This window comes from Ferrovibrio sp., from assembly GCF_025869515.1.
Lineage (GTDB): Bacteria > Pseudomonadota > Alphaproteobacteria > Ferrovibrionales > Ferrovibrionaceae > Ferrovibrio.
In genome coordinates this window covers 1-13,256 of sequence record NZ_JAOZVR010000028.1, presented here as the reverse complement: position 1 = coordinate 13,256, position 13,256 = coordinate 1, and the positions used below count along the sequence as shown (strand labels likewise).

The window sequence follows — 13,256 nt, the reverse complement described above, 5'->3', positions numbered from 1 at the left end:
GACATTTCCCCTGCCTGTAACGGCGGTTTCGCCCGCTACACCGTATCTGCTCCCGCCCATCCTGCCCGGAGCTTAAATCCGACCGGTATCTTCTACCGGGATTTGCATTCATGCAATTCCGAATGACTGACGGATTACAAGGTTCCCGCGATTCCCAACGGTCGCAGCCTGCCACCCCTCATATTCTGGTGAAGAGACTGGATTGCCGCGGAAAGTCCGGCCAAGCTCCGTAAAGTAAATTTTATCGGAACCCTCTGATTTTCTTGGCGTTTATTAGGGTACGCGCAGGCGGCTGCAGGTTTCCTGCAGCCTTGCGGGGTCTGTATCACACCAACAAGGAGGATACCCCATGACCGACCGTCTGATTTCCGCCGACAAGGTAGAAGGCACCACCGTCTACAATCCGAAGGGCGACAAACTCGGTTCGATCAACAACGTGATGATCGACAAGATGTCGGGCAAGGTGGCCTATGCCGACATGTCGTTCGGCGGCTTCCTCGGCATCGGCGACCGCCATCATCCGCTGCCCTGGAGCATGCTGACTTACGACAGCAAACAGGGCGGCTATGTCGTCAATCTCGACAAGAAGGTGCTCGAAGGCGCACCGACTTATGGCGACAAGGACCGGGTGAACTGGGAAGATGAAGCTTGGGGCCGCAAGGTGCACGACTATTACGGCGTGCCGCCGTTCTGGATGTAACCACGCACCCGGCACATGACAGAGAAGGCGCTCCCAGCGATGGGGGCGCCTTCTTTTTTTAGCCGTCGTCGCTGCCGTCGATCAGGTTCCAGGCCTGGTTGGCCACCGAGCGGACCAATGCGGCATAGACCTTGAGCGCCTGGGCGGCAGCCGGATTGGCGGGATTGCCGTTCGCGCCGCGCTTGACGATACCCTGCGCCATCACGGCGACGCGGAACAGCGCGAAGGCAAGATAGAAATTCCAGTGCGGAATCCCGTCACGGTCGCTGTGGCGGCAATAGGCATTGAGGTAATCCGGTTCGCCGGGAATGCCGCTTTCAATGAAATCGATCCCCTGCAGGCTGCCCATGCCGGGAATTGTCACACGCCATGGCATGCAATTGATCGCCAGGTCGGCGAGAGGATGACCGATCAGCGCCAGGTCCCAGTCATGCACGGCGACAACGCGGGGTTCGCTGGAATGGAAGGTCAGGCTGTCGAGACGGAAATTGCCGTGCATCAGGCTGGTAACATCGTCGGTCGGCACATGCGCCGGCAGCCAGTCGAGCAGACGCTCCATCGCTGCAATCTCATCGGTCGCGTTGGTGCGATACTGTTCGATCAGAGCGGTGACCTGCCGGGTGAGGTAGTCGAGGCCGCTGCCATTGGCCGGCAGGCTGGTCTGTGCGGGCAGCAGGGCATGCAGCCGGGCCAGTGTTTCGGCCATGGCCTCGTAATGGGCCTGACGCTGCTTGGCATCCATGCCGGGCAGGCCGGGATCGCGGAAATGCCGGCCCGGGACATAGTCGAGCAGATAGAAGGGTGCACCGATCACGCTTTCGTCGGTGCAGGCGAGCTGCGGCTGGCCCACCGGCAACCCGGCACCATGCAGGGCGCGCAGCAGGCCGAAATCGCGTTCGATCGATTCCGCCATGCTGCAGCCTTTCTTGGGCTGGCTGCGCTTGCGTAAAACGAAGTTTCGCCCCGGGCTGTGCAGCATGAAGGCCGGGCTGGCGGCCGGTCCCTTGAACTGCTGTACGGTGAGCGGTGCCTTGAAATCCGGCAGATGTTTGGCGAGATACGCCGCCAGCCTGGCCTCGTCGAACCGGTGGTGCGGTTGTACGGGGGTCAGGTCGGCGGCCGCCATCGGCTATTTGCCTCCCGTGATGCGCTCCACCAGCGCCCAGGCCTGCTCGGCGATCGGCTTTGCCCGTTTACCGGACTCGATCGCGTGCTGGCTGGCGGCGGTGCCGTCTTTCACCCGGCCCATGATGCCCTGCAGGATGCCTGCAATGCGGAACATGTTATAGGCCATGTAGAAATCGAGATGCGGAATGCCGTCGCGGCCGGTGCGTTTGCAGTAGGCCGCAGTGTAGTCCTGCTCGGTCGGAATCCCCAGGTCAGAGAAATCGACGCCGGCGAGGCCACGGAAGGTTTCCGGTGCGAGCCGCCACGACATCAGGTGGTAGCTGAAATCGCCGAGCGGATGGCCCAGTGTGGAGAGTTCCCAGTCCAGTACGGCGATGACGCGCGGCTCGGTGGGGTGGAAGATCATATTGTCCATGCGGTAGTCGCCATGGACGATGCTGGTTTCCTCGCCGGGCGGAATATGCGCCGGCAGCCATTCGATCAGCTTGTCCATCGCCGGAATCTCTTCGGTTTCCGACGCTTTGTACTGCTTGCTCCAACGGCTGATCTGGCGGGCGAAGTAGTCGCCCGGCTTGCCGTAGTCGCCGAGCCCGATGGCGGTGTAATCGACTTTGTGCAAGGCCGCGATCGTCCTGTTCATGGCATCGAAAATGCCGGCGCGTTCCTCGCGGCTCATGCCCGGCAGTCGCTGATCCCAGAAGATGCGGCCCTCGACGCAGTCCATCACATAGAAAGCCGTGCCGATCACGCTGTCGTCTTCGCACAAGCCGTAAGTCCGCGCGACGGGCACATCGGTCTGGCCCAGCGCGGTGATCACCCGGTATTCGCGATCGACCGCATGCGCGGAGGGCAGCAGCTTGCCCGGCGGTTTGCGCCGCAGTACGTATTTGCGATCAGGGGTGACCAGCATGAAGGTCGGGTTCGACTGGCCTCCTTTAAACTGCTGGATGGTCAGTGGGCCGCGGTAATCGGCAACATTCTGCCTGAGCCAGCTTTCCAGTGCGGCTTCATCGAAGGTGTGGCGCTCCTGCACCGGCATGGTGCCGACGAAGCGGTCCTGATCGCTCATGCTATCGTTTCCTCGTCTCATTGGGGCGCGGTCCAAGAATATCTCCCAAGAAGATCTCGCCGGGCACGCCCGGAGCTACGATAGCCATGCGGCGCCATCCGGCGCAACCGCCTATCGGCAGTCCCGTTTTTCCGGCAATGCTGTTGTTATTGCTTGTGCGCCGTCAGTTTTTCTCGCGCGCGATGGCGCGCCAGCCAATGTCGCGACGGCAGAAGCCGTGCGGCCAGCGGATTTTATCCACAGCAGCATAGGCGCGGGCCTGTGCCACGCCAATCGTCTTGCCCAGGCCGCAGACACCCAGTACGCGACCACCATTGGCGAGGATCGCGCCATCCGGGCCGGCTTTGGTGCCGGCGTGGAATACCACGGTATCGGTTTCCGCCGCAGCGGCATCAAGACCTTCGATCAGCGTATCCTTGCGCGGCTCGCCCGGATAGCCCTCCGCCGCCATCACCACGCAGAGTGCGGCTTCGTCGCGCCAGCGCAGGTCGAAATCCTTCAGTACGCCATCGCGCGATGCCATCAGCGCGGGCAGCAGGTCCGACTTTAGTCGCAGCATCAGCGTCTGGCATTCCGGGTCGCCGAAGCGGGTGTTGTATTCCAGCAGCTTCGGACCGTCTTTGGTCAGCATCAGTCCGGCGAACAGCACACCCTTGAACGGCGTGCCCTCCGCGATCATGCCATTGACGGTCGGCAGAATGATGCGGTCCATGACTTCCTGCTGCAACGCCGGGGTCAGCACCGGTGCCGGTGAATAGGCGCCCATGCCGCCGGTATTCGGCCCGGTATCGCCGTCACCGACGCGCTTGTGATCCTGCGCCGAGGCGAGCGCCAGCGCATGCCTGCCATCCACCAGCGCGAAAAAGCTGACTTCCTCGCCATCGAGGAATTCCTCGATCACCACTTCGGCACCGGGTTCGGCAAACAGCGCGGTATTGGCTGCCAGCGCTTCGTCCAGCGTCGTCGCCACGGTCACGCCCTTGCCGGCGGCAAGGCCATCGGCCTTCACCACGATGGGGGCGCCCTGTCTGCGGATGAAGGCTTCGGCCGCGGCGGCCTCCCTGAAGCGGCCATAGGCAGCCGTCGGAATGCCGTATTTGGCGCAGAGATCCTTCATGAATCCCTTGGAGCCCTCGAGCTGTGCGGCCGCCTTGCTGGGGCCGAAACAGGCGAAGCCATGGGCTTCCAGATGGTCGACCAGACCGGCAACCAGCGGGGCCTCCGGACCGATCACGACGAAATCGATATGCTCGTCGCGGCACAGCTTGAGCACCGCATCGAGATCCACCGGGTTGACCGGCGCCAGCCTGGCCACCTGGGCGATCCCCGGATTGCCCGGAGCGCAGACCAGCTTGGTGACCAGCGGCGAGGCGCTCAGTGCCCAGCACAGGGCGTGCTCGCGCCCGCCCGATCCGATGACGAGAAGATTCATGTCGGTCCCTTGGGATGATTGGGCGACTGGAGGAATGGCGGCAATGTTTGTATCATGGGGCAAGCAGACGCAAGGCTTCCCATGAGCGATTTCGAGCCCACCCAGCCCGGTCCGGCCGCCACCCCGGCGGCGCCAGGAAACGTGCCGGAATATACGGTTACCGAGCTCTCGCTGCGCCTGAAACGCAGCATCGAGGAGAGCTTCGGCTGGGTGCGGGTGCGGGGCGAGATTTCCGGCTTCAAGCGGGCCGCCTCGGGCCATCTGTATTTCTCGCTCAAGGACGCCGATTCGGTGCTGGACGGCGTGTGCTGGAAGGGCAGCGCCGCCCGCCTCGGGGTCAAGCCCGAGGATGGCATGGAGGTGATCTGCTCGGGCAGGCTGACCAGCTATCCCGGCCGCTCAAAATACCAGATGGTGGTCGAGCGCATGGAACTGGCCGGCCTCGGCGCGCTGATGGCGCTGCTGGAGCAGCGCAAGCAGAAGCTGGCTGCCGAGGGCCTGTTTGCCGCCGAGCGCAAGCGGCCGTTGCCCTACCTGCCGCGCGTGATCGGCGTGGTGACTTCACCCACGGGTGCGGTGATCCGCGACATCCTGCATCGCCTGGCCGACCGGTTTCCCACCCATGTGCTGGTCTGGCCGGTGCTGGTCCAGGGCGAGGGTGCTGCCGAGCAGGTCGCCAGGGCCATCCGTGGTTTCAATGCATTGCCTGAGGGTGGTGTCGTGCCGCGGCCCGATCTGCTGATCGTGGCGCGTGGCGGCGGCAGCCTGGAGGACCTGATGGCCTTCAACGAAGAGGCGGTGGTGCGCGCCGCCGCCGCTTCGGATATCCCGCTGATTTCCGCAGTCGGCCATGAAACCGATACCACGCTGATCGATTTTGCCTCCGACCGCCGCGCGCCGACACCGACCGCAGCGGCCGAAATGGCTGTGCCGGTGCGGCTCGATCTGGTCTCCGGCGTTGCCGGCCTGGACGAGCGCCTGCGTCGCGGCATGACGCGAATGGCACGCGAGAAGCGCCAGCAGCTCGATGGTCTCGGCCGTGGCCTGCGCGGCCCGCGCGAACAGCTCGATATGATGCGGCAGCGGGTTGATGATCTGTCCGACCGCTTCCGCCATGCCCTGCGCGTCGCCCTGGCTGCCAAGAAGGCCGAGATGCAGGCCGAACTGGCCAAACTGCGGCCGGCGCTGCTGCGGCGCGAGGTGGCGGATTATCGCCGCCAGCTGAAAGAGACCGATGCGCGGCTGCTGCGCGCGTTGCGCCAGCGCCGGGCCGATGCCGTCCAGCGGCTTGCCCAGCCTGCCAAGCTGCTGGAGAGCCTGTCGTATCGTAATGTGCTGTCGCGCGGCTTTGCCGTTGTCTACGACGCCGATGGCCGCGCGCTGAACAGTGCCGCGGCGATGGCGCCGGGGGCGACGGTAGCCATCGAGATGCAGGATGGTCGGCGCGATGCGCAGATCGTCGGTACCGGTAGTACGGCGCCGACTGCAAAACGACCTGCGCCTCCCGCCAAGTCCACCAAACAGGAAAGCCTGTTCTGATGCAGACACCGCCGTTGCCGCGCGAAATAGAAGCCCGGGTGCATTATCGCCATGGCGCTTTCGACATCGTGTTTCCCGGATCCTATGTCACCTGTTCGGTGACGGGCGTGCGCATTCCGCTCGAGCGTCTGCGCTACTGGAGCGTCGATCGCCAGGAGGCCTATGCCGACGCGGTTGTGGCGACGCGCGGCCTGGTTGGCGATCCGGTGAAGCGCGCATGAAGCGCTGGCTCGCCGCACTCCTTCTGCTGCTGAGCGGCACTGCCGCGGCGAACGAAGCGCCGGCGGGCTTATCGTGGAGCGGCGATTTCAGCCAGGGCGGTCTCATTATCGGAGTGGCCCAGCCGGGCATCACACTGAAGCTCGGCGAGCGCGGCGTGCCGGTGGCGCAGGATGGCCGCTTCGTTTTCGGTTTCGGCCGCGACGAGCCGGCCATAGTATCTTTAACGGTCAGCCATCGCGGCGGCCAGAGCGAGACGCTGCCGCTGCGGATCGCGCCGCAGACATATGACATCCAGCGCATCGACGGCCTGCCGCCGGCACAGGTGACGCCACCGCCAGCCGTGCTGGAGCGCATCAGGCGCGAGAATGCGCAGATTGCGGCGGTACGCCAGCGCAATACGCCGCGGCAGGATTTCCTGCAGGACTGGATCTGGCCCGCCAGGGGCCCGGTCTCAGGCGTCTATGGCAGCCAGCGGATTCTCAACGGCGAACCGCGCACGCCGCATTTCGGCCTCGATATCGCGGCACCCACCGGCAGCCCGGTGGTGGCGCCGGCGAGTGGCGAAGTGGTGCTGGCGGAGAAGGATATCTATTTCACCGGCGGCACCATCATCATCGATCATGGCATGGGCATCAACTCGGCCTATTCGCATCTGCAGAACGTGACCGTGAAGGTCGGCCAACAGGTAAAGCAGGGCCAGCAGATCGGCACGGTGGGAGCCACCGGGCGCGCTACCGGTCCGCATCTCGACTGGCGGCTCAACTGGTTCGACGTGCGGCTCGATCCGCGGCGCCTGCTGCCCAGGGAATAGCGGTTATTCTTTCGGCCAGCGCCGATGTACCCAGAACCAGTGATCGGGGCGCGCGCGAATCCAGCCTTCGATCTTGCGGTTGACCTGCAGCATCGCGTTATAGACATCGCGGCTGTGATCGCCGGTCTTTTCAACCTGCATCGGCGGTTCGATTGTCAGGCGGAAATGCGTTCCGGACAGTCGCTCGACATAGGCCGGTACCATCGGACAGTTCATGCGCAATGCGAATTCCGCGAGCGCCGGCGTCGTCATTGCGTCTCGGCCGAAAAACGGCACGGCGATACCGTTGCTGAGTTTCTGGTCAACCAGCATGGCGACATGCTCGTTACTTTTCAGCATGGCGAGGATTTCTCGCGCCGCTTTGATCCCTTTGGGCACATGACGGCCGCCCAGTGATGTGCGCAGGCCCTGCAGGATTTCTTCGGTCAGGGGGTTGTTGGCGGCGCGATAGACCAACAGCATATGCATGCCGAGATGCTGTGCAGCCAGACCGTTGAGTTCCCAATTGCCGTAATGCGCCGAGAAAAACATTGCCGGTTTGCCGCTGTCGCGGATAGCCTGGACATGCTCGATGCCGACCACTTCCACATGACCGGTCTTTTCGCTGGGCTGGCCGGGAATGGCGATGTCGAGTTCGCCGAGATGTGCGTATTCGGCGACCACCCGGCCGAGATTGTCCCACATGCCGTTCAGCACGACCTGCTGCTGGTCTGACGTCAACTCCGGCATGGCATGCGCCAGGTTGCGCGCAGCAATCTTATGCGTGCCAAGATGCGGGCCGATCTTGCGTGCGATCCATCCGCCAAGCGCCGAGGCGCGGTCGAGCGGGAGGGCGCCGAACAATGCCAGCGCCAGCCGGGCACCCCAGGCGGCGACATACTCATGCGGCTCGGCGCGCGGAAACAGGATTTTACGCACGGGAATGGGCCTGCTTCTGCGCCGGCGGCAGCATCTTCTGCAGATAGGTGTCGAGCAACTGCGGTTCGGCAAATGCCAGCGACACGCGCAGCACATCGACCATGGCGCGGGCTGCAGCCGGCAGCCGTACCTGATCCTTCGCGGTGGTGACCGGAATGGCGCTCAGGCCATGGGCGGTTTCAACGAGGCGCATCACGGTGTCGGGGCTGTAGGGGGCATGATCGGGGAAAGTGGCAGTCTGCACCACTGTGGCGCCGAGTTGTTGCAGGGATGTGAAAAACTTCTCCGGTCGGCCGATGCCCGCGAAAGCCAGCACGCGACGACCGCGCAGGCGCACCGCATCGGCGGCGTTGGGTTCCAGGGTCGCGTTGAAAACCGGACGACGGCCGAAGTCGGGCAGGGCCACCGTGCGTGGCCCGATCACCACCAGGGCGTCGCAACGCGCCAGGCCATCCTCGATCGGTTCCCGCAGCGGCCCGGCCGGCAATTGCAGCCCGTTGCCGAAACCGTACCCGCCATCGACCACCAGCAGGCTGAGCCGGCGGGCCAGCGCATAGGTCTGATGCGCATCGTCGGCGATGATGCAGTCGGCGCCGGCAGCGACGGCGGCGCGCGCGGCGGCCGGGCGATTGCTGCCGATCCAGGTGGGGGCGGCAAGCGCCAGCAGCAGGGCCTCGTCGCCTACATCGGCGGCATGATGGCGGTTGAGGTCGACCCGCACCGGGCCGGTCAGGCGGCCGCCATAGCCACGACTGACGATCTGGGGATGGCGGCCGAGAGCCAGCAGCCGCTGGGCGATGGCGATGGCGGTCGGCGTCTTGCCGGCGCCACCGGCCACCAGATTGCCGATCGAAAGCACCGGCACACCGATTTCCTGTGCTGCCGTGATGCGCTGGTTCAGGCGATTCCCAAATCCGTAGATGGCTGCCAGGGGCCGCAGCAGGGCCGGCAGCGGCGATGCCACACCGGCCTGCCAGAAGCGTGGCGCGGCCTTAGGCATCGCCCCCTGCATGCGCAGTGGCGTCGCGCTGCGGGACAAGCCGTTCGGCGGGCGCAATCGGGCTGTGGCCGCATATCCGGTCGGCCTGCTCGGTCAGCGCATTCAGCACCGCCTCGAGACGCAGTGCGGCCTGTTCCGGCGTTTCGGTGGTATCGCTATGCACGTCGATGGGTTCGCCCCAGAGATAAACGCCCCGGTTGAATGGCCATGGCAGGATGAACCGGTCCCAGGAGTTTATCACGCGCCGGCGTTTTACAGCATAGGTCACCGGCAGGATCGGCACTTTTGCCAGCCGGGCAGCGGCGATCACCCCGGTGCCTGCCCGCATACGGGGGCCGCGCGGACCATCCGGCGTGAAGCCGGCATATTCATTAAGCTTGAGCTGACGGACCATCACGCGCAACGCGCCGCTGCCGCCTTTATCTTTTTTGCCGGCCTTGGCGCCTGAACCCCGCACCGTGCCAATGCCGAAGGGGTCCATGGCCCGCGCAATCAGTTCGCCATCGCGATGCTGCGAGATCAGCATATGCATGGCGCGATCGCGTCGCCAGGTCGGCGGGATCATCAGCAGGCGACCATGCCAGAAACTGAGGACAAAGGGCCGGTTCTCCGACCAGAACGCGTCCGGGTACTCCTGGCCGCGTATGTCCCAGCGTGTGGTGGCATAGACGAGCCGGACATAGAAGGCGATCATGTCGGCGGCAAAACGCACCGCTGCCTTGCTGCGCTGGATGCGCTTCCACCAGCTCATGCTCAGGCCTGGACCTCGACAGCGAACTGGGTCGCATACAGCCGGGCGTAGACGCCGTTGCGCGCCAGCAACTCGGCATGACTGCCCTGCTCCACCAGACGGCCGTGATCGAGCACGAAGATCACATCGGCATCAATCACTGTGGAGAGGCGATGGGCGATCACCAGCGTGGTGCGGCCGCGCATCAATTCGCCCAGAGCGGTTTGGATCAGGCGTTCGGATTCGGTGTCCAGGGCGCTGGTGGCTTCGTCCAGCAGCAGGATCGGTGCATCGCGCAGCATGGCACGGGCAATCGCGATGCGCTGGCGCTGGCCACCCGAGAGTTTGACGCCGTTCTCGCCCACCACCGTGTCGTAGCCCTGCGGCAGGGCCGAAATGAAATCATGCGCAGCGGCGTGGCGCGCCGCCGACTCGATCTCGGCCTGGCTGGCCTCGGGCCGGCCATAGGCGATATTGGCGCGGATGGTATCATCGAACAGCGTCAGTTCCTGGCTGACCAGGGCCACATTGCGGCGCAGGGATGCCAGCGTCACATCGCGCACATCCTGGCCATCGATCAGCACGCGGCCGGCGCTGGCATCATAGAAACGCGGCACCAGGTTGAGCAGGGTCGATTTGCCGGCGCCCGAAGCCCCGACCAGGGCCGCTTTCCTGCCCGGCGGCACCAGCAGGCTGATATCCTGCAGCGCGGTTTTGTCGGCGGCATAGCGGAAGCTGACATTGTCCAGGCGGATTTCGCCGCCGGCGATCTGCAGCGGCCTGGCGCCATCATGTTCCGCGATGGTCGGCTTGATGTCGAGAATGGTGAAGATGCGGTCGGCGGCGGCCAGGCCCTCCTGCATCGCGGTCTGGAAATTGGCCAGGGATTTGAGCGGCTGGTAAGCCGTGAGCGCGGCATAGATGAAGGCAGTCAAGGTGCCCAGCGTCAGCGTTTCGCTGGTGCCGCCGATATAGATGATCACGGCCACCGCGATACCGCCGAGCGCTTCGGTGGTCGGGCTGGCAGCGGCGCGGGCGCGCACCACTTTCATCAGATGGCTGAGGCGCGTATCGACCGAGGCGCGCGCGCGGTCGATTTCTCGCTGCTCCATGCCATAGGCCTTGACCATGCGCGCACCCTCGAAGGTTTCGCTCAGGATCGTGGTCAACTTGCCAGTTTCCTGCTGACCACGCGCGGAATTCTTGCGGGCCTTCTTGCCCAGGCGGCGCGTGCTCAGGCCGACGAAGGGGAAGATCACGCAGACAATCAGCGCGAATTGCCAGTTCATGCTGAACATGACGCCGGTCAGGAAGAGCAGGCTGAGCGAGTCCTTGACCATGCCGGTCAGCGCCTTGGTGACGGCTTCACGCAGCAGCGTGGCGTCGAACAGGAAGCTGGAGATCAGCCTGCCGGAATGCATGTCGTGCAACCAGGCGAGGTCGGCATGGATCAGGTGGCTGTAGAGCCGGATCTGGGTATCGGCGATCACCTTCTCGCCGAAGCTGGTCATCAGCGTGCCTTCGAAATAGGTCGCCACGCCCTTGATCACCACGACGATCACTACAGCGATCGGGATCATCAGGGTCCAGTAGGGATCGCGCTGGGTGAACACCTGATCGATGGCCGGTTTGAGCAGCCAGGCAGTGGCAGCCGTCATGGCGGCCACCACGATCATGGCGGCCAGCGCCAGAGTCAGGGATCCCAGATGCGGCCGCACCTGTTCGGACAGCAGCCGGCGCAGCAGTTTGCTGCTGCTGGCATAGGCCGGCTGGCGGTCATCGGGAGCAGCGGGCGAAGTCACCGGAAATCCGTCCTGATCCAAGGCGTTAATGCTGCGCTGCTATAGCACGCAGCCACCGGTCCAGCCAACTGGGGCTAGGCTGGGCAGCGGATATGGCGGACAGTATGGCGGTTTACAACCGCTGCCTGGCCGCTGCAGCCACTGCCTCCGGGGTAATGCCGAAATGCTTGTAGAGCTGCTCATAGGGGCCCGAGGCGCCGAAGCTGCTCATGCCGACAAAGCCGCCCTTGATCCCGAGGTAGCGGTCCCAGCCCTGGCGCACGCCGGCCTCGATGCCGATCCGCACGGTGCCCGGACCCAGCGTCTTTTCCTGATAGGCCTCGTCCTGGGCGTTGAACAGTTCGAAGCTCGGCATCGAGACCACGCGGGTCCGGATGCCATCCTTCTGCAACAGGTCGCGGGCCGTCACCGCAATGGCGATTTCCGAACCGGTCGCCAGCAGGGTGACCTTCGCCGCACCACCTTCCGCCGCGAACAGCTCATAGCCGCCCCTGGCGACCAGATTCTCGTCGGTATGCGTGGTGCGCACCGCCGGCAGGTCCTGGCGGGTGAGCGCCAGCACGCTGGGGCGATGCTTTTGCTGCAGGGCGAGCTGCCAGGCTTCAGCGGTTTCCACCGCGTCGGCCGGGCGCAGCACCAGCAGGTTCGGAATGGCACGCAGGGCGGCCAGATGCTCGACCGGCTGATGCGTCGGGCCGTCTTCGCCCAGGCCGATCGAGTCATGCGTCATCACGTAAATGACGCGCTGTTCCATCAGCGCCGACAGGCGGATCGAGGGGCGGCAGTAATCGGTGAAGACCAGGAAGGTGCCGCCATAGGGGATCAGGCCGCCATGCAGGGCGATGCCGTTCATCGCCGCGGCCATGCCGTGTTCGCGCACGCCGTAATAGACGTAGCGACCGCTGTAGTCGCCCGGCTTCACCGGGTTGAGACCGGCGGTCTTGGTATTGTTCGAACCGGTGAGATCGGCCGAGCCGCCCAGCGTTTCCGGCGTGACCGGATTGATCACTTCGAGCGCCATCTGCGACGACTTGCGCGTTGCCCATTTGGGCTTGTCGGCCGCGAGTTTTGCCTTGTAGGCCGAGATGGTCTTGTCGAAATCGGCCGGCAGCTCGCCCTTGATGCGACGGTCCCATTCGGCGCGCTGGGTGGCCGGCAGGGCATCGTGCAGCCTGGCCCAGGCCGCAGATTTCGTGGCGCCGGCCGCGCCGAGATCGCGCCAGGACTTCAGGATCGCATCGGGAATCTCGAACGGCGCATGCGGCCAGCCGAGCTTTTCTCGCGTGCCCTTGATTTCCTCGGCGCCGAGCGGCGAACCATGTGTTGCCGCCGTGCCGGCCTTGGTCGGCGCGCCATAGCCGATCACGGTGCGGCAGGCGATCAGGCTCGGCCTGTCGCTCTTCTGCGCGGCGGCAATGGCGCCGGCAACCGCTTCCGGATCGTGGCCGTCGACGGCAATGGTGGCCCAGCCGCTGGCCTGGAAGCGCTTGAGCTGGTCGTCGGAGACCGACAGGCTGGTCGGGCCATCGATGGAAATCTGGTTGTCGTCCCACAGCACAATCAGCTTGTTCAGCTTCAGATGGCCGGCCATCGAGATGGCCTCATGGCTGATGCCTTCCATCAGGCAGCCGTCGCCCGCGATCACATAGGTGAAGTGGTCGACCAGCTTGCCATCGAACTGCGCCGCCATCACGCGTTCGGCCAGCGCCATGCCGACGGCCGTGGCGATGCCCTGGCCGAGCGGGCCGGTGGTAGTTTCGATGCCGCCCGCATGGCCGAATTCCGGGTGGCCGGCCGTGCGCGCGCCGATCTGGCGGAAGCGCTTCAGCTCATCCAGCGTCATGTCCTGGTAGCCGGTCAGGTAGAGCAGGGCATAGAGCAGCATCGAGCCATGACCGGCCGACA

Annotated in this window: 12 protein-coding genes; 4 read left to right on the top strand and 8 right to left on the bottom strand. The window is 64.7% G+C overall.

The features are described 5' to 3' along the window. Positions 1-349 precede the first annotated feature (349 nt). Complete coding sequence (locus OJJ21_RS04575) at positions 350-700, top strand: PRC-barrel domain-containing protein (RefSeq protein ID WP_297683590.1); 351 nt, start codon at positions 350-352, stop codon at positions 698-700. A gap of 58 nt (positions 701-758) precedes the next feature. Here OJJ21_RS04575 and OJJ21_RS04570 read toward each other — a convergent pair whose 3' ends face one another. From OJJ21_RS04570 to purD, 3 genes are all read right to left on the bottom strand, one after another. After that, a complete protein-coding gene (locus OJJ21_RS04570) occupies positions 759-1,826 on the bottom strand; it encodes a phosphotransferase family protein (protein ID WP_297683588.1) in 1,068 nt (355 codons plus the stop codon). A gap of 3 nt (positions 1,827-1,829) precedes the next feature. Then, positions 1,830-2,897 carry a phosphotransferase gene (locus OJJ21_RS04565; RefSeq protein ID WP_297683586.1) on the bottom strand — a complete coding sequence of 356 codons (1,068 nt, stop codon included), beginning with the start codon at positions 2,895-2,897 and terminating at the stop codon, positions 1,830-1,832. Positions 2,898-3,060: 163 nt separating this feature from the next. Further along, positions 3,061-4,329 carry a phosphoribosylamine--glycine ligase gene (gene purD, locus OJJ21_RS04560; protein ID WP_297683584.1) on the bottom strand — a complete coding sequence of 423 codons (1,269 nt, stop codon included), beginning with the start codon at positions 4,327-4,329 and terminating at the stop codon, positions 3,061-3,063. An 81-nt stretch (positions 4,330-4,410) separates the two neighbouring features. Here purD and xseA point away from each other — a divergent pair, with 81 nt between their 5' ends. The 3 genes from xseA to OJJ21_RS04545 are packed head-to-tail and all read left to right on the top strand — an operon-like array spanning position 4,411 to position 6,901. Then, complete coding sequence (xseA, locus tag OJJ21_RS04555) at positions 4,411-5,868, top strand: exodeoxyribonuclease VII large subunit (protein ID WP_297683582.1); 1,458 nt, start codon at positions 4,411-4,413, stop codon at positions 5,866-5,868. Further along, on the top strand, positions 5,868-6,089 hold the full coding sequence (locus OJJ21_RS04550; protein WP_297683580.1) for a DUF2093 domain-containing protein: 222 nt from the start codon (positions 5,868-5,870) through the stop codon (positions 6,087-6,089). Before xseA ends, OJJ21_RS04550 begins: the two co-directional genes overlap by 1 nt. After that, the gene (locus OJJ21_RS04545) at positions 6,086-6,901 is read left to right on the top strand and encodes a M23 family metallopeptidase (RefSeq protein WP_297683578.1); all 816 of its coding nucleotides are present in this window, start codon (positions 6,086-6,088) and stop codon (positions 6,899-6,901) included. The genes OJJ21_RS04550 and OJJ21_RS04545 overlap by 4 nt, the downstream gene beginning before the upstream one ends. Positions 6,902-6,904: 3 nt before the next feature. Here OJJ21_RS04545 and OJJ21_RS04540 read toward each other — a convergent pair whose 3' ends face one another. From OJJ21_RS04540 to tkt, 5 genes are all read right to left on the bottom strand, one after another. Continuing rightward, complete coding sequence (locus OJJ21_RS04540; RefSeq protein WP_297683576.1) at positions 6,905-7,819, bottom strand: lauroyl acyltransferase; 915 nt, start codon at positions 7,817-7,819, stop codon at positions 6,905-6,907. Then, on the bottom strand, positions 7,812-8,819 hold the full coding sequence (gene lpxK / locus OJJ21_RS04535) for a tetraacyldisaccharide 4'-kinase (protein ID WP_297683572.1): 1,008 nt from the start codon (positions 8,817-8,819) through the stop codon (positions 7,812-7,814). The genes OJJ21_RS04540 and lpxK overlap by 8 nt, the downstream gene beginning before the upstream one ends. Then, complete coding sequence (locus OJJ21_RS04530; protein WP_297683570.1) at positions 8,812-9,570, bottom strand: lysophospholipid acyltransferase family protein; 759 nt, start codon at positions 9,568-9,570, stop codon at positions 8,812-8,814. Before OJJ21_RS04530 ends, lpxK begins: the two co-directional genes overlap by 8 nt. Positions 9,571-9,572: 2 nt before the next feature. After that, entirely contained in the window at positions 9,573-11,351 is a 1,779-nt protein-coding gene (gene msbA / locus OJJ21_RS04525) for a lipid A export permease/ATP-binding protein MsbA (protein WP_297683568.1), read from the bottom strand. A gap of 112 nt (positions 11,352-11,463) precedes the next feature. Further along, positions 11,464-13,256 (bottom strand): transketolase (gene tkt, locus OJJ21_RS04520; protein ID WP_297683566.1); only part of this gene is annotated, 1,793 nt, incomplete at its 5' end.